Below are 22,387 nucleotides of genomic sequence, written 5' to 3'. Positions count from 1 at the left end.
TTAGTTTATTTTAATCTACTTTTACAATCCAACCTTCTGGCGCTTCAATATCGCCAAACTGAATTCCTGTCAATTCATCATAGAGTTTACGAGTCACAGGGCCTACTTCTGTTTCACTATAGAATACATGGAAATCATCACCGTGTTGAATACCTCCAATTGGAGAAATAACCGCTGCTGTACCACAGGCACCTGCCTCTACAAAACGGTCAAGGTTATCAATCGGGACATCCCCCTCAATAGGAGTTAAGCCCAAGCGATGTTCTGCCAAATAAAGCAAAGAATACTTGGTAATAGATGGCAAGATAGATGGACTCAATGGTGTTACAAATTCATTATCAGCTGTAATTCCAAAGAAGTTAGCTGATCCGACTTCTTCAATCTTTGTATGAGTTGATGGGTCTAGATAGATAACATCTGAGAAATGACGTGACTTGGCCAATTTTCCTGGCAAGAGACTGGCAGCATAGTTCCCACCAACCTTAGCCGCACCTGTACCATTTGGAGCGGCACGGTCGTATTCATCCTGAATCAAGAAATTGGTTGGGACCAAACCACCCTTAAAGTAATTTCCAACTGGCATAGCAAAGATGGTGAAAATGTATTCCTCTGCTGGTTTTACTCCGATAATATCTCCTACTCCAATCAAAAGAGGACGAAGATAAAGGGTTCCACCTGTTCCGTATGGAGGTACATATTCTTCATTCGCACGAACAACTGCCTTACAAGCTTCTACAAACATTTCTGTCGGAACTTGTGGCATCAAAAGACGATCACAAGTACGTTGCAGACGTTTGGCATTTTCATCAGGACGGAAAAGTTGAATACTACCATCTTTAGTACGGTAAGCTTTCAAACCTTCAAAGGCTTGTTGACCATAGTGAAGACTTGGAGAAGACTCTGAAATATGCAAGGTTGCATCTTCTGTAAGCTCTCCGTGATCCCATTGTCCATTTTTAAAATGAGCAATATAGCGATAAGGTAATTTCATATAGGAAAAACCAAGGTTTTCCCAATCAATCGTTACTGTCATATTCCACTCCTTATTCTAAAAACATATTTCTTTTATTCTACACTTTTTTTCTAAAATAGCAAGTATATTTTGTAATTTTCAGAAAATTTCTTCAATAAAAAGAACCAGCTCTGAAAACTGATTCTTCATTTCACTTATTTAGCTTCAGTAAATACTTCTTTAAGATACGCGTCAAAAACTTCTTCATCTGAAATCGTATCAGAAATGAAGCTTCCGTTGCTAGTGCGTTCTGACAAGTTCAAGTCTTGCAATCGGCTTTGATAGATTGTTCCTTTGTTAGATTGAACAATCAGAGTTTGATCGTTCCCGTCCACTTCTGTACTGAAGAGATCACCTACAGATCCTTGCTCTGCAACTGCTCCTGCTAAAAAGACACGGTGCGGTTTATTTTTCAACTCACGCAAGACTTGTAAGCCACGTTTGGCACGGCTTGTTGCTGGAATTTCGTCGATAGAAACACGTTTTAAACTTCCACGCTGAGTCAAGAGGTAGAAGGATGAAGTGTTACAGATAAAGGCAGATTGGAGGACATCATCTGCTTTCAAGTTCATAGCCTTGACACCCGCAGCCTTAGCACCGACAACTGGAACCTCTTCGATATTGAAACGCAGGGCATAACCATTTTGGCTAATCAAAAGAACATCATCCAGTTTAATTGGAGCCACTGCTACAATCTGGTCCGTATCATCTTTCAACTTGGCATACTTGACAGACTTAGACTTGTAGGTTCGCCATGGAGAGAATTCTTTGCGTTCTACCCGTTTAATTTGACCGAGACGAGTTGCAGCAAAGTAGGTTGTGGCATCATCAAACTGATCCACGACTTCAGCATAAAGGATTTCTTCGTTAGTTTCAAAGTTTGTAATGGTCTGGCTCAGGTGCTCACCGATATCCTTCCAACGAATATCAGCCAATTCATGAATTGGTCGATAAATGACATTTCCAAGAGTCGTGAACATCAAGAGATGCTGGGTTGTCTTAGCAGATTGTACAAAGATCAAACGGTCATCATCACGTTTGCCAATTTCTTCCAAGGTGGAAGCTGCAAAGGAACGTGGGCTGGTACGCTTGATGTAACCTGCCTTGGTCACGCTGACGTAGGTATCTTCCTCGGCGATAAGACTGGCTGTATCAATCTCAATTGCTTTCGCAGTGTCTTCTAGAGAACTCAAACGCGGAGTCGCAAACTTCTTCTTAACCTCACGAAGTTCTTTCTTCATAAGATTGTACATGGTCCGTTCATCTCCAATGATAGCAGCAAGCATGGCAATCTTTTCACGAAGTTCTGCTTCTTCTTCCTGCAAGACAACCACATCGGTATTGGTCAAACGGTACAGTTGCAAGGTTACGATAGCCTCAGCCTGTTCTTCCGTAAAATCATAGCTAACTTTGAGGTTTTCCTTGGCGTCCGCCTTATTCTCAGAAGCACGGATAAGAGCAATGACTTCATCCAAGATCGAAATCACACGAATCAAACCTTCGACGATATGGAGACGTTTTTCAGCCTTTTCCTTATCAAAGCGTGAACGCGCCAAAATCACTTCGCGACGGTGGGCGATATAGCTAGACAAGATTGGGACAATACCGACCTGACGAGGTGTGAAATTATCAATCGCCACCATGTTAAAGTTGTAATTGATTTGTAGGTCAGTGTACTTAAATAGGTAGTTGAGAACAAGCTCCGTATTGGCATCTTTTTTTAGCTCAATAGCGATACGAAGACCATCACGGTCAGACTCATCACGAACCTCAGCAATACCTGCTACCTTGTTATTGACACGAACATCATCGATTTTCTTGACCAGATTGGCCTTGTTGATTTCATAAGGAATCTCAGTGACAACGATTTGTTCCTTACCACCTTTTAGCTTTTCAATCTCAGTCTTGGAACGAACAACCACGCGCCCTTTCCCAGTTTCATAGGCCTTCTTGATTTCATCACGGCCTTGGATGATAGCTCCTGTAGGGAAATCTGGCCCAGGCAAGAATTCCATGAGTTTTTCAACTTTGGCTGTTGGGTTGTCAATCATGTAAACCGTCGCATCAATAACCTCAGCTAAATTATGCGGTGGAATATCTGTGGCATAACCAGCCGAAATACCAGTCGAACCATTGACCAAAAGATTTGGAAAGGCTGCTGGCAAGACTGTCGGCTCTTTCTCCGTATCGTCAAAGTTCCAAGCAAAAGGAACTGTTTTTTTCTCGATATCCTGAAGGAGATAACCTGCAATTTCTGAAAGACGTGCCTCAGTATAACGCATAGCCGCAGGCGGATCTCCGTCCATAGAACCGTTATTACCGTGCATTTCAACTAGAATCTCACGATTTTTCCAGTCTTGCGACATACGAACCATGGCATCATAGATAGAGCTGTCACCGTGTGGGTGGAAATTCCCCATGATATTCCCGACAGACTTGGCCGACTTACGGTAACTCTTATCAAAGGTATTGCCATCCTTATTCATAGAATAAAGAATGCGACGCTGAACCGGCTTCAAGCCATCACGAATATCTGGTAAAGCTCGGTCTTGAATAATGTACTTGGAGTAGCGACCAAAGCGCTCTCCCATAATGTCCTCCAGGGACATGTTTTGAATGTTACTCATATAGGATACAGAGCCCGTAAAATACCAAGTGAAAATAGAAAATTCTTGAAGTAAGAAAGCTCACAAGAGAATTTATCTTTTTCACCTAGCATTTAGGGCGTGTTCAACTCCTTTCAAAGAATGTAGAGTAGATTTTTACAGAAAAGGTGTTCAGTTAAGATATAAAGGGACGATTTGGCTTGCCAAAAATGTCTGTAGAAAAATAGAAATCGATGTAGGGCTCGATGAAGTCAAGACGATTTGACTTTTTTCCGAATAAAATTAGTCCCGTGTTCAGTTACTACAAATAACCAAACGACCCTTTCTGTAGTTTAATCTTTCAAATTAAGGTCTTTAGTTAGTTAGCGATTAAGAAGTCTCTCCTCAGCATACTCAATCATCTTCTCAGCCACCTCCATATCATAGTCAAATCCCATCTTATTAGCAAGAAATTGAGATTCTTGGTGGAAAAGTTCCATCGTAGCAAACAAAGACTTAGTGATTTTATCTATGCTTGAAAAATCAAGCAGATTTGAGAATTCTTTCTCTTTCTCAGCAGGTAAATAGTTAAAGAGATACTTGTAGTTCTTGCCTACATCAATCGTCCCCTTATCTGCTGCGACCTGCCAAGCCAAGATTTTCAAGAATTCTTGTTGACAAATGCCATAGAGATGGTCCGTCGTATAAATGACTTGTTTGCGACAAATCCCCTTAACCACGTAGGCTGATACCCACCAAAATTCATTGCAGGCTTTTTCAAACTCTATCGCATTAGCTGGGCTTGTCCAGTAACGTTGAGGACTTGTAGTATAGGACTCAAACAAGCCTTTCTCATCTTTCAAAACTGTATAATCAGCTTCACTATCCACCCACTCTTGAATATACTCCGTAGGACAGAGGGTCAAGTCAATCCTATTGCCATCTTCAAAGAGCATGAGGTAGAGACGACGGTTGCCTAGGATATTATGTTGCTCAATGATACGAGTGCCAAACTGGTCTAACCAAGCAAGATTGCTTGTTAGAGTATCTAAGTTGTCCACGACATAGAGCACATCATAGTCTTGAAATTCGTCTTTTGGAGCTTGTGAATTTGTCCGCGAACCGGACATGGCGACAGCCTCAATTTGTAAAGTTTCAGCAGTCTGTAAAATTAATCTCAGCATTTGCGCTTCACTTCTATGTTGTCTGCACATATCTTTTATAGAGTCATTTTTCATAGCCGTCTTGCTCCTCTTTTTTTTGGATGCCTCGTATTCTTTTCTTCTCAAGTTCCCCTACAATGAATTGGATAGTCGAACCAATCCCCAAAACGATTAAAACAAAATAAAACAATTTAATATCGTTTCTATGATATATTTTAAAGCTTCTCCATAATACAAAAGTATTTACTAATGAAAGAAGGAAAAGTAAAATAGCATTGAATAGGAGTATTATAGCAAACTTACTCTTAAAATACCTATAATGTTTTCCAATCCTATAGAGGGTATATAATGAGAAAACAATCATCAAAGGGATGAAAGCAAGTGCATAAAATAAGATAAACCCTATTCCTGAGTATGGTTTACTTTCCATTGGTAAATCTAATAGACAGACACCAATAGTGAGGATGTTCAATATAAACAAGGATACTGTGCGAGCACACTCTTTTCTACCTTTATTGGTCATTAAATCATATATAATTCCAAAAATGGCTAGGAGAACAAGGAAAAAAGGAAACATTAATAACGTAATCAATACCGCACCTCCAATAGTTTTAGCGATTATGTACAGCTTTAAAACTGCTCATCAGAAAAACAATCGTTCATCTTTTGTTCAAAAACTCTCGCTCGTTTTTCTGCCAAATAGAATTTACTCCAAAACGCTCCGTCAGAAATTCTGGTGATTTGAAATTTGATGAGTCCAATCTATCCGTTTTTTAAAACAAATCGATTGTTTCCAGTATATTATAAACAGTATTGCGTACTTCCTCGTTCTGTTCTCCTTTGACTTGACATAATAGAATATTTGCTTTTAAAAGCCATTCATATTGGCTGTTTTTTAAAAGTTTACCTTTTTCATTAAAAAAACAAATTTCTTTATCTCTCAATTCATCAATAATATCAGGAGAAATTATAATATTTTCTGAACTATCAAAAATGTAATATTTTATAATATTTTCAAAAGAAGCAGTATCTTTTTCGTTCTTATAACCATCATACTTATCATTAAGTAACTTCAGCAATTTATCTTTCAAATAATCATTTTCTTCGTTTGGTACAACACAATAAAAATATGCTGGAAAATCTCTATTTTGTGGGATTAAACCAAAACTGCAGCCTAAATGATTCATAACTCCAGTATCGTTATAAGAAAACTCTGTACAGCCGGCACCACACCACTGAATATCGTTTTTCAATTTATAACCGTATACTTTAAAATGTTCATCAATTTTAGCATCACTTGGTAGAGTATGATTCATTACTTGATCAAATTTAATCTTTAATACATCTAAATTTGTTATATTTGTTTTAGTATTTGCAATTTTTGTTGCATTAGCATAAATGGAATTTCTTTTATTTCTTGTATCTGAAGAAAGTGATTTGCCTACTCCTTTTTCTGAGGCAATCAAATCATGGTAATCTATCAAGGCATATTTTTCTTTAGAAAAATGGTATAAAAAGAAACGATAAGCATATAAAAATATATATTGTTTTTCGGTAGGAATGGGTTTAAAAGTTTCTATTGGCGAAAAAATCTGATTGTCATGTTCTTCACAAAAAAGTGGCATAGTTCCAGCATCATTTATATTGACTTCATAAAATAATTCACTATATGATCTAGGATTTTGTAGATTACTAACAATATTTTTTATATCGGTCGAAAAAACCGAATATCCATTATCAGTTTTTCTTGCAATCTGCTTTTCTAATATATTTCTAGGAAAAGTGTGTGATTTAATCGGTTTTCTATCACAGTTGGAATACAGGCACTCTTTTCCTTTAGAATCGAAAAGTTGCTTGACTCTATTCCTATCGTGGGATTGAAGTTGTTTTCTCTCACTTTCTGAAATATCACGAAGATTATTCCGTTTCATTTGTTTTCGTAACTTCTCTATTTTTAAATGGCAATGTTTGTATTTTTTGCCTGAATTGCATGGACATTTATCGTTTCTACCGATAGACACCTCTCCACCTCCTTTCTATAATGTATATTTATTTTTTTATTGCAGCACACTCCTAAAACACCATCTCCCCACTCTCTTCCAGCGTAAACTTGACATTATCCTCAATCCACTTACGTCGTGGTTCGACCTTGTCTCCCATGAGGACATTGACGCGACGTTCGGCGCGTGCTAGGTCTTCGATCGTAACACGGATGAGGGTACGGGTTTCTGGATTCATGGTTGTTTCCCAGAGCTGGTCAGCATTCATCTCACCAAGACCTTTGTAGCGTTGGAGAGTAGCGCCTTTGCCGAACTGCTTGCGAAGTTCTTCTAATTCTCCATCCGTCCAAGCGTAAGCCACTTCTTCTTTCTTGCCTTTACCTTTTGACATCTTGTAAAGAGGTGGAAGGGCAATATAGACATGTCCTGCCTCAACTAGCGGACGCATGTAACGGTAGAAAAATGTCAAGAGCAAGGTCTGGATATGGGCACCATCGGTGTCCGCATCGGTCATGATAATGATTTTGTCATAGTTGGCATCTTCAATAGAGAAGTCTGCTCCCACACCTGCACCAATAGTATAAATCATGGTGTTAATTTCCTCATTTTTGAGGATATCCGCCATCTTAGCCTTGGCTGTATTGATAACCTTACCACGAAGAGGCAAGATTGCCTGGAACTTGCGGTCACGGCCTTGTTTAGCAGAACCTCCGGCAGAATCCCCCTCGACTAGATAGAGTTCATTCTTAGCTGGATTCTTGGACTGGGCTGGGGTCAATTTACCAGAAAGTAAGCCCTTGTCTTTCTTATTCTTTTTGCCATTTCGGCTCTCATCACGCGCCTTACGTGCTGCTTCACGGGCATCACGAGCCTTGATAGCTTTACGAATCAGATTAGACGCTAGTTCTCCATTTTCCATGAGGAAGAAAGTCAACTTATCAGCCACAATCCCATCTACAACTGGACGAGCTAGTGGACTTCCTAGTTTGTCCTTAGTCTGTCCTTCAAACTGGAGGTGTTCTTCAGGAACCAAGATAGAAAGAACGGCTGCTAGTCCCTCACGATAGTCTGAACCTTCAAGGTTTTTATCTTTTTCCTTGAGAAGCCCCGTCTTACGCGCATAGTCATTCATGACCTTGGTAATGGCAGACTTGAGTCCTGTCTCGTGCGTTCCACCGTCCTTGGTGCGAACGTTATTGACAAAGGATAGAATGTTATCTGAAAATCCGTCATTGTACTGGAGGGCCACTTCCACTTGGAAACCATTGTCTTCCCCTTCAAAGTAAAGAACCGGCGTTAAGGTCTCCTTATCTTCGTTCAGATAGGACACAAAGTCCTGAACCCCATTTTCATAGTGGAACTCGATCGCTTCATCTGTTCGTTTGTCCGTTAATGACAAGGTCACATTTTTCAAGAGAAAGGCTGACTCATTGAGACGTTCTGAAATGGTGTTATACTTGAAGTCTGTCGTAGAAAAGATAGTCGCATCCGGCATGAAGGTGACTTTGGTACCTGTTTTAGATTTAGGTGCTGTACCAATTTTCTTCAAGGTCGTGATAGGTTTGCCACCATTTTCAAAACGTTGCTTGTAGATTGCACCATCACGAGTGATTTCAACTTCTAGCCAGCTAGAAAGGGCATTAACAACGGAAGACCCCACCCCGTGAAGTCCACCTGATGTCTTGTAGCCTCCTTGACCGAATTTCCCTCCTGCATGAAGAATGGTAAAGATAACCTCAACAGTTGGAATTCCCATCGCGTGCATACCAGTTGGCATTCCACGTCCGTGGTCTTGAACCGTTAAACTTCCATCTTTATTAATGGTCACATCAATACGATCGCCAAACCCAGACAGGGCTTCATCGACCGCATTATCGACGATTTCCCAGACTAGGTGGTGGAGACCAGCACCATCGGTCGATCCGATATACATTCCTGGACGTTTACGGACCGCATCCAACCCTTCTAGCACCTGAATGGCATCATCATTATAATTGTTAATATTGATTTCCTTTTTTGACACAAGGAACCTCCTATTCGTTCATCTTTACTATTCTACAAGTTTTCCAAGGATTTTGCAAAATTTTTCTTTCTCCGCTGTAACAATTTCAGAAGAGATTCTCTGACTTTCTACTCCATTTCATGATATAATAGGAGTATGATTACAATAGTTTTATTAATCCTAGCTTATCTGCTGGGTTCAATTCCGTCTGGTCTCTGGATTGGACAAGTATTCTTTCAAATCAATCTGCGCGAGCATGGTTCTGGTAACACTGGAACGACCAATACCTTCCGCATTTTAGGCAAGAAAGCTGGTATGGCAACCTTTGTGATTGACTTTTTCAAAGGGACCCTAGCAACACTTCTTCCGATTATGTTTCATCTACAAGGCGTTTCGCCTCTCATCTTTGGACTTTTAGCTGTTATTGGCCATACCTTCCCTATCTTTGCAGGATTTAAGGGTGGTAAGGCTGTCGCAACCAGTGCGGGAGTGATTTTCGGATTTGCACCTGTCTTCTGTCTCTACCTAGCAGTTGTTTTCTTTGGAACCCTCTATCTTGGTAGTATGATTTCACTTTCCAGTGTCACAGCATCTATCGCAGCTGTTATCGGGGTTTTACTCTTTCCATTTGTTGGTTTTATCCTGAGCAATTATGACCCTCTATTCATCGCTATTATCCTAGCACTGGCTAGTTTGATTATCATTCGGCATAAGGATAATATCTCACGTATCCAGAATAAGACTGAAAATCTTGTTCCTTGGGGATTAAACTTAACCAATCAACATCCTAAAAAATAAAACGCCAGTTCATTCATGAACTGACGTTTTTTTGTATGCTTATTTTGATTTGATATAGTTGATACCATCTGCTTTTGGTGCTACCGCTTTTCCAAAGAAGGCTGCCAAGACAAGAATGGTCAAAACATAAGGTGCGATTTGAAGATAAACCGCAGGCACTCCTTGTAAGAATGGCAATTGAGATCCGATAACAGCCAAACTTTGTGAAAGTCCAAAGAAGAGACTAGATAGCATAGCTCCGATTGGATTCCATTTTCCGAAGATCATCGCAGCAAGAGCAATAAATCCAGGTCCAACAATAGTTGTTACCGAGAAGTTAACTGAGATGGATTGAGCATAAATAGCTCCACCAATTCCACCTAGGAAACCTGAAATAATAACTCCAAAATATCTCATCTTGTAGACATTGATTCCCAAGGTATCCGCTGCTTGAGGGTGTTCACCGACAGAGCGAAGACGAAGACCAAAGCGAGTCTTAAAGAGAATAAACCAAGCAAGGAATGAGAAGGCAATCGCCAAATAACCAAGTAAACTAGTTGACTTGAAGAAGATATCACCGATTACTGGGATATTTGCCAAGACTGGGAAATCAAAGCGTCCAAAAGTCTGACTTAGATTGTCGGTTTGTCCTTTGTTATAAAGAACTTTAACCAAGAAAACAGCCAAGGCAGGCGCCATCAAATTCAATACTGTACCGCTGACAACATGGTCTGCACGGAAATGAACCGTCGCTGCTGCGTGGATGATAGAGAAGAGGCCTCCAACCAATCCTGCTACAAGCAAAGATAGCCATGGAGTTGCTGCTCCAAATTGTTCTGCAAATTCAAGGTTAAAGACAACTCCAGAAAAGGCACCCATAACCATAATTCCTTCAAGGCCGACGTTTACCACACCACCACGTTCAGAGAAAACACCACCGATACTTGTAAAGATGAGGGGTGCTGAGTAAATCAGCATAGAAGACACCAAGAGGGTGAGCAAGGTTGTAATAGACATCTTTACTTACCTCCTTTAACTTGTTTTTTCGGTTTGACAAAGCGTTCGATAAGGTAATGAACACTGACAAAGAAGATAATAGACGCTGTTACAATGCTGACAAGCTCAGACGGTACCTGCGCCGCATTCATACCAGGGGCTCCAACTTGGAGAACACCAAATAGGAAGGCTGCAAAGAGAATACCAATTGGTGAGTTGGCCGCAAGCAGACTAACCGCCATTCCGTTAAATCCGACAGCTAATGACGCCCCCTGAACATAAACGTTCTGGAAGGTTCCCAAACCTTCAACAGCCCCACCAAGACCTGCCAAGGCACCTGAGATAATCATTGAGAGGATAATCGTTCTTTTTGCAGAAATACCAGCATATTCTGAAGCATGTGGATTAAGACCAACCGCACGGATTTCAAAACCAAGAGTTGTTTTCTTGAGCATGAACCAAATGACTGCAACGGCAATGAGAGCAAAGAAAATACCGATATTCATCCGCGAATTACCAGTCAACTCAGCCAACCAAGGTGTCTGGTAGGTTGCATTAGCCCCAACACGAATCGTAGAATCTGTACTTTGCATGAAGTCTTTAGGAAAGGCATGGATAAAGGCATTTCCTACATACAAGACAATGTAGTTCATCATGATGGTTACGATAACCTCTGATGTCCCTAGATAGGCTCTAAGAATACCTGGAATCGCTCCGACAATCCCACCAGCAATCAGGGCAATCACGATGGTTACTAGAATCATCAAGGGACGGGGCATATCTGGATGCGACAGGGCAAACCAACCACTGAGAATCCAACCAGCCAAGGCCTGCCCAGGAAGTCCGACGTTAAAGAAACCAGCGCGACTGGCAACGGCAAAACCAAGACCAATCAAGATTAAAGGACCCATAGCACGGAAGATTTCACCAATCCCACGCAGACTGCCAAATGCTGTATAGAACAATTCTTCGTAGCCCCAAATAGCATCATAACCGAAGATCCACATAACAATGGCCCCGAGTAAAATTCCTAGGAAGACAGAAATCAAGGGAACCGAAATTTGTTGTAATTTTTTAGACATCACTCTTCTCCTTTCCCAAGTTTCCACCAGCCATCAAGACACCTAGTTCTTGTTTATTGGTTGTTTCTGGTGATACAATACCTTGAATCTTACCATCGTGGATAACGGCAATACGGTCTGAGACGTTTAAAATCTCATCCAATTCAAAGCTGACAACAAGGACAGCCTTGCCATTATCACGCTCTTCAATCAAGCGTTTGTGGATATACTCAATGGCACCGACATCCAGCCCACGAGTTGGCTGGCTGACGATAAGGAGATCAGGATCTCGATCAATTTCACGAGCAATAATTGCTTTTTGTTGATTTCCTCCCGAGAGTGCAGCTGCAGGCACAAATTCACTGGCAGCACGAACATCAAATTCTTCCATTAGCTTTTTAGCATAAGAAGTAATATTTGAATAGTTCAAAATTCCATTTTTACTATGTGGTTCTTTATAGTAGGTTTGAAGGGCAATATTTTCAGAAATCATCATTTCCAAAATCAAGCCATCACGGTGACGGTCTTCTGGAACGTGCCCAACGCTCAACTCTGTAATCTGACGTGGGTGCAAGCCTACAATTGAATCTCCTTTTAGCTCAATGCTACCAGATTCAACCTTGCGAAGACCTGTAATGGCTTGAATCAGTTCAGACTGACCATTTCCATCAATCCCTGCAATACCAACAATCTCTCCAGCACGAACATCCAAGGACAGATTTTTGACAGCTGGGACACCACGGTTTTCATTGACCACCAAGTCTTTAATAGACAAGACCACTTCTTTGGGTTGAGAGGCTTGCTTCTCTGTTTTAAAGGAAACAGAACGACCAACCATCATTTCTGCTAAATCAGCATTGGTTGCCCCTGCGATTTCTACAGTTTCAATTGATTTCCCACGACGGATAACTGTAACGCGGTCAGAAACTGCGCGAATCTCGTCCAACTTGTGGGTAATCAAGATAATTGATTTCCCTTCTTTGACAAGATTTTTCATAATAGCCATCAACTCATCAATTTCTGATGGAGTCAAAACGGCCGTCGGTTCGTCAAAGATAAGGATATCAGCCCCCCGATAAAGGGTTTTTAAAATTTCTACACGTTGTTGGGCTCCAACTGAGATATCTGCTATCTTGGCAGAAGGGTCAACAGCTAAGCCATAACGTTCAGAAAGAGCCTTGATTTCTTTGCTAGCTCCAGCGATATCTAGCACACCATTTTTAGTCAATTCACTACCTAAAATGATGTTTTCAGCCACCGTGAAAGCCTCTACCAACATAAAGTGCTGGTGAACCATTCCGATTCCCAAGCCAGCTGCTTTAGATGGGGAGTCGAGGTTGACAACTTGACCGTTGACCACAATTTCACCACTGGTTGGTTCAAGAAGCCCTGCTAACATGTTCATGAGCGTGGACTTACCAGCCCCATTTTCTCCTAAAAGTGCATGAATTTCACCTTTTCGTAGGTGCAGGTTGATTTTGTCGTTGGCAACAAATTCACCAAACACCTTGGTAATATCACGCATCTCAATGACATTTTCGTGTGCCATGTGCTCTTCCTTTCAGAGTCTTATTTTATTTCAATAAAACTTGCTAGTTTATCTAGTAGCAAGCTTTACTGAGACAAAATGACTTTGTCTCAACTCTTAAAAAAGCGGCCGAGGGCCGCTTCCTAAGAAATGACTTCCATCCATTATTTTGCAGGAACTTTTACGCTTCCATCAAGGATTTTAGCTTTAGCATCTTCGACAGCTTTTTTACCTTCTTCTGAAAGGTTTGTCACTGCCAAGTCAACCCCTTTATCTTTCAATGAGTAAACGATCACTTGACCGCCAGGGAATTCACCTTTTTCTGCCTTGTTAGCAATATCTTTTACAGTTGTACCAACTTGTTTCAAAGTAGATACAAGAACAAAGTTTGATTCTTTGCCATCTTTAGAAGTGTATTTACCTTCTGCTTCTTGGTCACGGTCAACACCGATAACCCAAACTTTTTCATTTTCAGGACGGCTTTCGTTAAGTGATTTTGCTTCTGCAAAGACACCTGCACCTGTACCACCAGCTACTTGGTAAACAACGTCTGCACCAGCTGCGTATTGAGCTGCTGCAATTGTTTTACCTTTGGCATTATCACCAAATGAACCAGCATAGTCAACTTGTACTTTGATAGATGAATCTACTGAGGCAACACCTGCCTTGAAACCAGCTTCAAAACGAGAGATAACTTCTGACTCAATGCCACCTACAAAACCAACTTGTTTTGTCTTAGTTGTTTTAGCTGCTGCAACACCTGCAAGGTAAGCAGATTCATTATCAGCAAATGTTACACTAGCAACATTCTTTTTATCTTTAATCACATCATCAATCAAAACATAGTTCAAATCAGTGTGCTCTTCTGCTGCATCTTTAACTGCATTGTGAAGGGCAAAACCAACACCGAAGATTAGGTTGTAACTTCCAGCCGCTTGTTGCAAGTTGTTAGCATAGTCAGCTTCACTTGTTGATTGGAAGTAAGTGAAACCTTTATCTTTTGCAAGATTGTGTTCTTTACCCCAAGCCTGCAAACCTTCCCAAGCTGATTGGTTGAATGATTTGTCATCAACACCACCAGTATCAGTGACGATTGCTGCTTTTGTCTTCACATCAGAAGATGAAGCTGCGTTACGAGAAGAGCGGTTACCACATGCAGCAAGTCCAACTGCTGCCACTGCAACTAGACCAAGGCCTAGCCATTGTTTCTTGTTCATTACTGAACCTCCTAAATAAGATGTGCAACGATGTTGCAAGTATGGATTGGTTGGCCACAAGGACCGTGCCACTCAGAGAGCGACTCAGACTAGTTTAAGTCTGTAAAAGAGTATGGAAGTAACTCCCCGACCGTCATCTCGACCGTCGATTTATCTTTTGCGACTAAGGTCACTTTTAGATCTTGTTCAAAAAATTCAGCCATCACTTGGCGACAAGCACCACATGGCGAAATTGGTTTTTCAGTCTGACCATAGACAATCAATTCTGAAAATTCTCTTTGGCCTTCAGAAACTGCTTTAAAAATCGCTGTACGTTCTCCACAGTTAGTCAAAGAATAACTAGCATTCTCAATATTGACACCTGTATAAGAGCTACCATCTTTCGCCACTAAAACTGCTCCGATAGGAAAGTGAGAATAGGGCACATAGGCTTTCTTGCTGGTTTCAATTGCTAGTTCAATCAACTCAGTAGTCGCCATCAGCCAATTCTCCTTTTAAAATGGCTACCCCAGCTGACGTTCCGATACGGGTCGCCCCTGCTTCCACAAAGGCAAGAGCATCTGCATAAGAACGGGCTCCACCAGCAGCCTTGACTCCCATATCAGGTCCAACTGTTTCACGCATTAATCTAACATCTGCTACCGTAGCACCACCAGTTGAAAAGCCAGTTGAAGTTTTTACGAAGTCAGCTCCCGCTTTTTGGGACAATTGGCAAGCTAAAACTTTTTCTTGGTCTGTCAGAAGGCAAGCTTCAATAATGACTTTCACTAACTTGTCACCACTTGCTTCCACGACTGCGCGAATATCTGACTCAACCAAATCAAGATTACCTGATTTGAGAGCTCCAACATTGATCACCATATCAATCTCATCTGCACCATTTTGGATAACTTCTTTTGTTTCAAAAGCTTTCACAGTTGAAGTTGTTGCTCCCAAGGGGAAACCTACTACTGTGCAGACCTTGACATCTGTGTCTTCAAGACCTTTTTTAGCATGTTCAACCCAGGTCGGATTAACGCAAACACTGGCAAAATCATACTCTCTAGCTTCAGACAACAAACAATCAATTTGATTTACTGTCGCATCTTGTTTCAAAAGTGTATGATCGATATATTTATTTAATTTCATATTCGGATTCTCCTGCAGTTTATGAGATTATTTCTATGATTTCTCGTAAACTTTGCACACTATCATTTATTTTAACATATTTTTGAAAATCTGTAACTAGCTGAGGAGAAATTTTTCCATTTGTGTATACTTTTGCAACAATTTCTCCCTTTTGAACGGAATCTCCAACTTTCTTTTCAAAAACAATTCCTGTCTCATAGTCCAAGGCATCAGACTTGACTGCACGGCCTGCCCCCAGTCTCATAGCATAAAGCCCAAATTCCATAGCTGGAAGAGCTGAAATGACACCCGTTTCCTGGGCAGGGATTTCCACCACATGGGTAACATTGACAGGACGATAGAGGTCTTCCAAGTCTCCACCTTGGGCTTGGACCATTTCCTCAAACTTAGCCAGCGCTTGACCATTCTCAAGATGTTGGTGAACTTCTTCAACTGTCTTGTTTACATTTGCTAAACCAAGCATAATTTGAGCCAATTCACAGATGAAGTGGGTAATATCCTGACGGCCTTGGCCTTGTAAAATCTCCAATGCCTCAAGGATTTCCAAACGATTTCCAATTGCTCGTCCCAAAGGTTGACTCATATCGGTAATCACTGCTACCGTCTTTCGACCAACTGCCTTACCAAGTTCCACCATGGTTTGAGCCAGTTCACGCGCCTCATCAACCGTTTTCATGAAGGCACCCTCACCGACAGTCACGTCTAGCAAAATAGCATCCGCCCCTGCCGCAATTTTCTTGCTCATCACCGAACTCGCAATCAAAGGAATCGTGTCAACAGTTGCGGTCACATCACGGAGAGCATAGAGAAGCTTATCTGCTTTAACCAGCTGGTCTGATTGCCCAATAACAGATACACCAATATCCTGAACCTGACGAATAAAATCTTCTTGACTACGTTCTACTTGATAGCCCTTAATGGACTCCAATTTATCAATTGTCCCACCAGTATGGCCGAGACCACGACCACTCATTTTTGCCACAGGCACACCAAAGCTGGCAACAAGAGGAGCCAAAATCAAGGTCACCTTATCACCAACACCACCCGTAGAATGCTTGTCAACCTTAACCCCATCAATAACGGATAAATCAAACTCTTGCCCTGTCTTGACCATCTTCATAGTTAGGTCAGATATTTCTCGAGTCGTCATTCCTTTGAAATAAACAGCCATAGCAAAGGCAGACATCTGATAATCAGGGACAGTTCCTGACACATAGCCTTCTACCAGCCATTCAATTTCACTCGAAGTCAATTCTTGACCGTCTCGTTTCTTTTGAATTAAATCAACTGCTCTCATTCGTTCACACTTCTAAGGATATAGTATCCCTTATCTTTTTTGATGATTTCACAATTGCCAAACACCTCTTCCATCTTGGACTTAGCACTTGGGGCCCCTTGTTTTTTCTGGATAACGATTGTTAAATCTCCACCAGTTTCCAAGAAATCTTTACTTTTCTCAATGATTTCATGAACCACTTGCTTGCCTGCACGGATAGGAGGATTGGAAATGACATGGTCAAATTTCCCTTTAACTTGTTCATAAATATTGGACTGGAAAATCGTCGCTTCTACTTTATTTCGTTCAGCATTTTGTCGCGCCAAATCCAAGGCACGATTATTAATATCGACCATGGTCGCCTGAACTCCATATGCCTTAGCTAAGGACAAACCCAAAGGTCCGTAACCACAGCCTACATCAAGGACAGTTTCTCCTTGGTTGACCTCAAGACACTTGAGCAAGAGTTGACTTCCAAAGTCAACCATTTTCTTGCTAAAAACACCCGCATCCGTTAAAAAGGTCATTTTTTCTCCCAACAAGTCCACTCTCAACTCATGAATGTCGTGAGCAGCATCAGGATTTTCTGCATAATACATTTTACTCATGAAACTATTTTACCATAATTTGACTTAAATTGTAAATCGTTTACAAATTGATAATAAAACGAAAAAGACTGAAGAAAGCTAGTAGGTAAAACCTTTTCTTCAATCTCTTTCAACACTTATAGATAAATGATAAACCATTTAGAACCATAAATATCATAGTCAGGATAAAACAATAAATTTGTCATCTATAATCAGATGCATTTTCATTTACTATTGCTTAACCGTCAGATACTTAATTATCAACAGGATTCCCAATAAGATGTTTAGATAAAAGCCCAACTGATAAGTTTGTGTCAGAATTTCCAAACTTGTCCAAAGGCGTATCAAATCTTCTAGCGACATGCGGAAGAAATAACCCTCTGTAGCAATCCATAGAACTAAGAAGATATAACTACCAGCAGCAAGCCATTTCGTCCACCGTTTTTTTAGGAAGAAAGCAATCAAGAGCGAACAGATAAAGATAGCTGTTACAATAGCATGTTCCATCAAAAAAGTAAAACCGTAATAGATTTCCACAAAGCGTCTACCATTATCCGCATTGGCTCCTTTTAAAAAAGGTAGTGCAAAACTTAAAATAAAACAGAGTTCCAATATGTAACGTTTTAAGATTTTCATAGTACACCCCCTATAAGTTGTGAACTAAAAAGCCCCCTTTATAAGTTTATAAATCAGTAGAAACTATCTCCTACTTCATCAATAAATTGGTCAACCTCTATCTACTTCTATTATACGCTATTGGCTTACTATCATCAAGAAACCGCTTTATTTTTTTAGCTTTTTATGGTATGATAAACAAAATATCTAGGGGAAAACAAATGACCAACGAATTTTTACATTTTGAAAAAATCAGCCGCCAGAATTGGCAATCTTTACATCGGAAGACAACACCTCCTTTGACAGAAGAGGAATTAGAATCCATCAAGAGTTTTAATGACCAGATTAGCTTGCAGGATGTTACCGATGTCTATCTCCCCCTAGCCCATCTCATCCAGATTTACAAGCGTACCAAGGATGATTTGGCCTTTTCAAAAGGGATTTTCCTTCAACGTGAAAGCAAATCCCAGCCTTTTATCATTGGGGTTTCTGGGAGTGTTGCCGTTGGAAAATCCACAACCAGTCGCCTACTTCAAATCCTACTGTCCCGTACCCTTACAGATGCTACGGTTGAGTTGGTAACAACTGATGGCTTTCTCTATCCCAACCAGACCTTGATTGAACAAGGGATTTTAAATCGCAAGGGATTTCCTGAAAGCTATGATATGGAAGCTCTTCTCAACTTCCTGGATCACATCAAAAATGGACAAGATGTAGATATTCCTGTCTATTCTCATGAAGTCTACGACATCGTACCCGAGGAAAAGCAAAGCGTCACAGCTGCTGATTTTGTCATTGTTGAGGGAATAAATGTCTTTCAAAATCCACAAAACGAGCGTCTCTACATTACTGACTTCTTTGACTTTTCCATCTATGTTGATGCTTCAGTTGATGACATTGAGAGTTGGTATCTAGACCGTTTCTTGAAAATGCTGAGCCTAGCCCAAAACGACCCTGATAGCTACTATTATCGTTTTACACAAATGCCGATTGGGGAAGTGGAATCCTTTGCCCATCAGGTCTGGACCAGTATCAATCTCACAAATTTACAAAATTATATTGAACCGACCAGAAATCGTGCAGAAGTGATTCTTCATAAAACAAAGAACCATGAAATCGATGAAATTTACTTAAAAAAATAATTTTCCCTTGTCAAAATGTAAGTTTTCAGATATAATGGTATAGTTAGTAAATATGGAGGTAAGAACATTGGCAAACATTAAATCAGCTATCAAACGCGCTGAATTGAACGTTAAACAAAACGAAAAGAACTCAGCTCAAAAATCAGCTATGCGTACTGCTATCAAAGCTTTCGAAGCAAACCCATCTGAAGAACTTTTCCGTGCTGCTAGCTCAGCTATCGATAAAGCAGAAACTAAAGGTTTGATTCACAAAAACAAAGCAAGCCGCGACAAAGCTCGTCTTTCAGCTAAACTTGCTAAATAAGAAACAGTCCATAGAGGCTGTTTTTTTGTCTCCAAATAGGAAAAGGTAGAAAATGAAAATCGCAATTATCGGATATTCTGGTGCTGGTAAGTCAACGCTAGCCGAAAAATTATCTAACTGCTACTCCATCCCAAAACTTCACATGGACACACTCCAATTTCAACCCGGTTGGCAAGACAGTGACCGTGAATGGATGTTGGCCGAGATGAAAAACTTTCTCACCAAGCATGAAGCTTGGGTTATTGATGGAAATTATTCTTGGTGTTTCTATGAGGAAAGAATGCAGGATGCTGACCAAATCATCTTTCTTAATTTTTCGCCATTGACCTGTCTCTTTCGAGCCTTTAAACGATACCTCAAATACCGAGGCAAGGTCAGAGAAAGTATGGCAGTTGGTTGTCAAGAACAATTTAATTGGGAGTTTATCAGATGGATTCTCTGGGATGGACGGACTAAAGCTCAAAGAAAAAATTACCAAAAACTTTGCCAAGAATACTCACATAAAGTCACTATTCTTCGAAATCAGAAAGAACTAGATCAATTTCTAGATAAGAAAAGGAAGTCCTCCAATTCATAAAGAAGGACTTCCTTTTTGGCTATAATTAGTCCGCAATCAAAGTTTCCAAACCAACCTTCATCATATCGGTGAAGGTATTTTGGCGTTCTTCTGCGGTAGTGTCTTCGTCTGGATTGACCAAACTATCAGAAATAGTCATGATGGCAAGTGCGTCAACATGGTGTTGGGCTGCCAGATAGTAAAGAGCTGCTGCTTCCATTTCCACAGCCTTGACTCCCCATTTACCAAGTTCGATGTTCTTTTCAAAGTAGTTTGAATAAAAGACATCAGAAGACAAAACGTTCCCAACGTGGGTGGTCATACCGAGTTCTTTGGCGATATGGTAGGCCTTATCTAACAAATCAAAGCTAGCGATTTGTGGGAAATCGTACTGTGGCCAGTCGTTACGGATGATGTTTGAGTTGGTTGCCGCTGCCTGCGCCAAAACTAATTCACGAACGTGAACATCCTCATTCAAAGAACCTGCAGTTCCCACACGGATCAATTTCTTCACACCGTAGTCAACAATCAACTCACGCGCATAAATCGAAATAGATGGCATCCCCATCCCAGTTCCCATGACAGATACACGGTGACCCTTGTAAGTACCAGTATAACCAAACATGTTACGCACTTCGTTAAAACAAACAGCATCTTCAAGGAAATTTTCCGCAATAAACTTAGCACGAAGAGGATCCCCAGGAAGAAGAATTTTATCAGCAATTTCACCCTGCTGAGCAGCAATATGGATAGACATAATATAAGATACTAAACCCGTCAAAAAGCAAAGGGAAAATAGGAGTTGGGTGCAGTGAGCGATGCTCGCTAGACCAACTATCTTTTTCCCACTGCTTTTAGGGTGGGTTCAATTCCTTTCTTTCTTAATTTTGATGATAAATAGGAGAATAGCACGGGTTCAATTCAAAACCAAACTACCATCTCTATGATTTTAGAAAAGTTTTCCGCTCGTGTTCAAATCAGAACATCTCGCTCTACCTTTCTTTTTTTATTTTTATATTTGATAGCTAGGAAAAATCGGATTCAATCATGACTCCGATAAGCCTACTTCATTTTTATTTAAGACAGTTATAAATAAATTGAGAGTTTTTTTAATATTTTAAATCAAATCATTGACTAGAAGAGATGGGCATTTCCTACCTAATTACTCTATTCTTTGACTTCTGACACAGTATGCTAGCACAAGGAAAGCGGTCTAACATTTTTGCAAATTCATAGGCTAAAACAGCTGTTACTAAGAGATACGGAAGAGAATACAAAGCTAGCCCAGTGAAACCTATTACTAATCCAGTTGCAGAAATGGGCGCTCTCAAGGTCACAGATAAAAAGCAAACAGATCCCAAAAGTAAAGTGGTTGGCTGACTGTCCAAACCTAGAATCATTCCAAAGAGAGCAGCTCCAGCCATCCCCAAGGCAAAAGATGGCGTAAGTGTACCACCATAGGCCCCTGCCCACAGAGTAATAAGAACAACTAATGCTTTTAAGATAAACAAAAGGAATACTGTTTTGCCATTGCTACCATTCAATACTTCCTGAGCCATCATACGTCCATTTCCAAGTAGATGTGGAAAATAACTTGCTAATCCAATAAGAAAAAGAAAAGCTGAGGGAAATGTGAGAAGTATTCGTTTATCTTTTATTCTGTTTGAAGACGCTGCCTTACTTAAGCGACCAAAAAGCCAAGCTAGTGGGGTTAAGAAAAGAAGTAATAAGGGAATAATCCATATTTCCTTTAATGACCATGTGATAGCTGGAATCTAGTAGAGAGCCTGATCTGAAATAACCCAGCCTGCTATATATGTTGAGACATAAGTAGTCAAGCCGACTAAGACAAATCGTTTAATAGATAGAGCAATTCCTAGGGTTTCAAAAACAAAGAAGACACTTGTTAATGGAACCTGATAGACAGCCGCTAAACCAGCACCAGCACCACAAGCAAGGAGAAAGATGCGATCCTTCATAGATAGTATACATATTTTTCCAATTGGCCCTGCAAATAGAGTTCCAATTTCTCGTGGTGCAGCTTCTTTGCCAATAGGGGCTCCCCCTCCAACTGCAATGATCTGCCAAATTGAATGAAATAGCTGTTTTAGAAAATGAAGCTTGTATTGTGAAGTCTCATCCTTCATCTGAGCTTTGATGGAATAAATCTTCGACCCTTTTTGCAAGAAATACCAGACCAAGGATGAACCAAGACCCACGATTATTAAACTTAGTCCTATCCGTGAGGAGGAAACTCCATCTGTCAAAAATCCACTATGATGCTCTGACTGACCAAAAGCTAGCTCCTCCACCATCTCTAAAAGATAATGGAGAACTATACCAGATAAACCCGAAACTATTCCTTGTAGAATTACTGCTAGGAAAAATCTAAAATTATAAGGGATTTTTCGAAAAATACTCCTCAATTCTATTAACAT

At 40.5% G+C, this 22,387-nt stretch carries 20 protein-coding genes and 1 pseudogene; 4 read left to right on the top strand and 17 right to left on the bottom strand.

Translation table 11 applies throughout. From position 1 onward, the window contains the following. Positions 1-10 precede the first annotated feature (10 nt). From F9B91_RS04675 to parE, 6 genes are all read right to left on the bottom strand, one after another. The gene (locus F9B91_RS04675) at positions 11-1,033 is read right to left on the bottom strand and encodes a branched-chain amino acid aminotransferase (protein WP_150922635.1); all 1,023 of its coding nucleotides are present in this window, start codon (positions 1,031-1,033) and stop codon (positions 11-13) included. A 134-nt stretch (positions 1,034-1,167) separates the two neighbouring features. Next, complete coding sequence (gene parC / locus F9B91_RS04670; RefSeq protein WP_150922634.1) at positions 1,168-3,639, bottom strand: DNA topoisomerase IV subunit A; 2,472 nt, start codon at positions 3,637-3,639, stop codon at positions 1,168-1,170. Between the two features lie 341 nt (positions 3,640-3,980). After that, the gene (locus F9B91_RS04665; protein ID WP_150922633.1) at positions 3,981-4,835 is read right to left on the bottom strand and encodes an aminoglycoside 6-adenylyltransferase; all 855 of its coding nucleotides are present in this window, start codon (positions 4,833-4,835) and stop codon (positions 3,981-3,983) included. Further along, entirely contained in the window at positions 4,825-5,337 is a 513-nt protein-coding gene (locus F9B91_RS04660) for a hypothetical protein (protein ID WP_150922661.1), read from the bottom strand. Before F9B91_RS04660 ends, F9B91_RS04665 begins: the two co-directional genes overlap by 11 nt. Positions 5,338-5,533: 196 nt before the next feature. Next, entirely contained in the window at positions 5,534-6,781 is a 1,248-nt protein-coding gene (locus F9B91_RS04655) for a YecA family protein (protein WP_150922632.1), read from the bottom strand. Positions 6,782-6,833: 52 nt separating this feature from the next. Next, positions 6,834-8,783, bottom strand: a complete 1,950-nt coding sequence (gene parE / locus F9B91_RS04650) for a DNA topoisomerase IV subunit B (RefSeq protein ID WP_150922631.1) — start codon at positions 8,781-8,783, stop codon at positions 6,834-6,836. 135 nt (positions 8,784-8,918) lie between these two features. Between parE and plsY the strand changes: the two genes are divergently transcribed. Continuing rightward, on the top strand, positions 8,919-9,560 hold the full coding sequence (gene plsY / locus F9B91_RS04645; protein WP_150922630.1) for a glycerol-3-phosphate 1-O-acyltransferase PlsY: 642 nt from the start codon (positions 8,919-8,921) through the stop codon (positions 9,558-9,560). Between the two features lie 39 nt (positions 9,561-9,599). Here the strand turns inward: plsY and F9B91_RS04640 are convergent, their stop codons facing one another. The 9 genes from F9B91_RS04640 to F9B91_RS04600 all read right to left on the bottom strand — a co-directional run bounded on the left by F9B91_RS04640 (position 9,600) and on the right by F9B91_RS04600 (position 17,968). Continuing rightward, entirely contained in the window at positions 9,600-10,556 is a 957-nt protein-coding gene (locus F9B91_RS04640; RefSeq protein ID WP_055387421.1) for an ABC transporter permease, read from the bottom strand. A 2-nt stretch (positions 10,557-10,558) separates the two neighbouring features. After that, positions 10,559-11,617 (bottom strand): ABC transporter permease, encoded by a 1,059-nt coding sequence (locus F9B91_RS04635; protein ID WP_000038644.1) that lies wholly within the window; start codon positions 11,615-11,617, stop codon positions 10,559-10,561. After that, positions 11,610-13,145 (bottom strand): ABC transporter ATP-binding protein, encoded by a 1,536-nt coding sequence (locus F9B91_RS04630; protein WP_150922629.1) that lies wholly within the window; start codon positions 13,143-13,145, stop codon positions 11,610-11,612. Before F9B91_RS04630 ends, F9B91_RS04635 begins: the two co-directional genes overlap by 8 nt. Positions 13,146-13,288: 143 nt before the next feature. Then, a complete protein-coding gene (locus tag F9B91_RS04625; protein ID WP_150922628.1) occupies positions 13,289-14,341 on the bottom strand; it encodes a BMP family lipoprotein in 1,053 nt (350 codons plus the stop codon). An 89-nt stretch (positions 14,342-14,430) separates the two neighbouring features. After that, on the bottom strand, positions 14,431-14,820 hold the full coding sequence (locus F9B91_RS04620) for a cytidine deaminase (RefSeq protein ID WP_000246097.1): 390 nt from the start codon (positions 14,818-14,820) through the stop codon (positions 14,431-14,433). After that, positions 14,807-15,469, bottom strand: coding sequence for a deoxyribose-phosphate aldolase (gene deoC / locus F9B91_RS04615; RefSeq protein WP_150922627.1), 663 nt, complete (start codon positions 15,467-15,469; stop codon positions 14,807-14,809). Before deoC ends, F9B91_RS04620 begins: the two co-directional genes overlap by 14 nt. Before the next feature lie 19 nt (positions 15,470-15,488). Beyond that, positions 15,489-16,766, bottom strand: coding sequence for a pyrimidine-nucleoside phosphorylase (locus tag F9B91_RS04610; RefSeq protein ID WP_150922626.1), 1,278 nt, complete (start codon positions 16,764-16,766; stop codon positions 15,489-15,491). Next, the gene (locus F9B91_RS04605) at positions 16,763-17,353 is read right to left on the bottom strand and encodes a class I SAM-dependent methyltransferase (RefSeq protein WP_150922625.1); all 591 of its coding nucleotides are present in this window, start codon (positions 17,351-17,353) and stop codon (positions 16,763-16,765) included. Before F9B91_RS04605 ends, F9B91_RS04610 begins: the two co-directional genes overlap by 4 nt. Positions 17,354-17,563: 210 nt before the next feature. Beyond that, positions 17,564-17,968 (bottom strand): hypothetical protein, encoded by a 405-nt coding sequence (locus F9B91_RS04600; RefSeq protein WP_084930222.1) that lies wholly within the window; start codon positions 17,966-17,968, stop codon positions 17,564-17,566. 200 nt (positions 17,969-18,168) lie between these two features. On the opposite strand from F9B91_RS04600, the gene coaA reads away from it, so the two are divergent. The 3 genes from coaA (at position 18,169) to F9B91_RS04585 (ending at position 19,970) form a co-directional block, all read left to right on the top strand. Continuing rightward, positions 18,169-19,089: a type I pantothenate kinase gene (coaA, locus tag F9B91_RS04595; protein WP_150922624.1), complete on the top strand. Its 921-nt coding sequence runs from the start codon at positions 18,169-18,171 to the stop codon at positions 19,087-19,089. 67 nt (positions 19,090-19,156) lie between these two features. Next, complete coding sequence (rpsT, locus tag F9B91_RS04590) at positions 19,157-19,393, top strand: 30S ribosomal protein S20 (protein ID WP_001274000.1); 237 nt, start codon at positions 19,157-19,159, stop codon at positions 19,391-19,393. 52 nt (positions 19,394-19,445) lie between these two features. Continuing rightward, entirely contained in the window at positions 19,446-19,970 is a 525-nt protein-coding gene (locus tag F9B91_RS04585; RefSeq protein ID WP_150922623.1) for a DNA topology modulation protein, read from the top strand. 25 nt (positions 19,971-19,995) lie between these two features. Here the strand turns inward: F9B91_RS04585 and deoD are convergent, their stop codons facing one another. Together deoD and F9B91_RS04575 are read right to left on the bottom strand one after the other, a co-directional pair. Then, a complete protein-coding gene (deoD, locus tag F9B91_RS04580) occupies positions 19,996-20,706 on the bottom strand; it encodes a purine-nucleoside phosphorylase (protein WP_012972499.1) in 711 nt (236 codons plus the stop codon). 397 nt (positions 20,707-21,103) lie between these two features. Continuing rightward, positions 21,104-22,387, bottom strand: a pseudogene (locus F9B91_RS04575) (chloride channel protein).

The sequence above is a fragment of the Streptococcus mitis genome (assembly GCF_008763935.1).
Lineage (GTDB): Bacteria > Bacillota > Bacilli > Lactobacillales > Streptococcaceae > Streptococcus > Streptococcus mitis_DB.
This window is presented reverse-complemented; position numbering and strand designations above follow the sequence as displayed.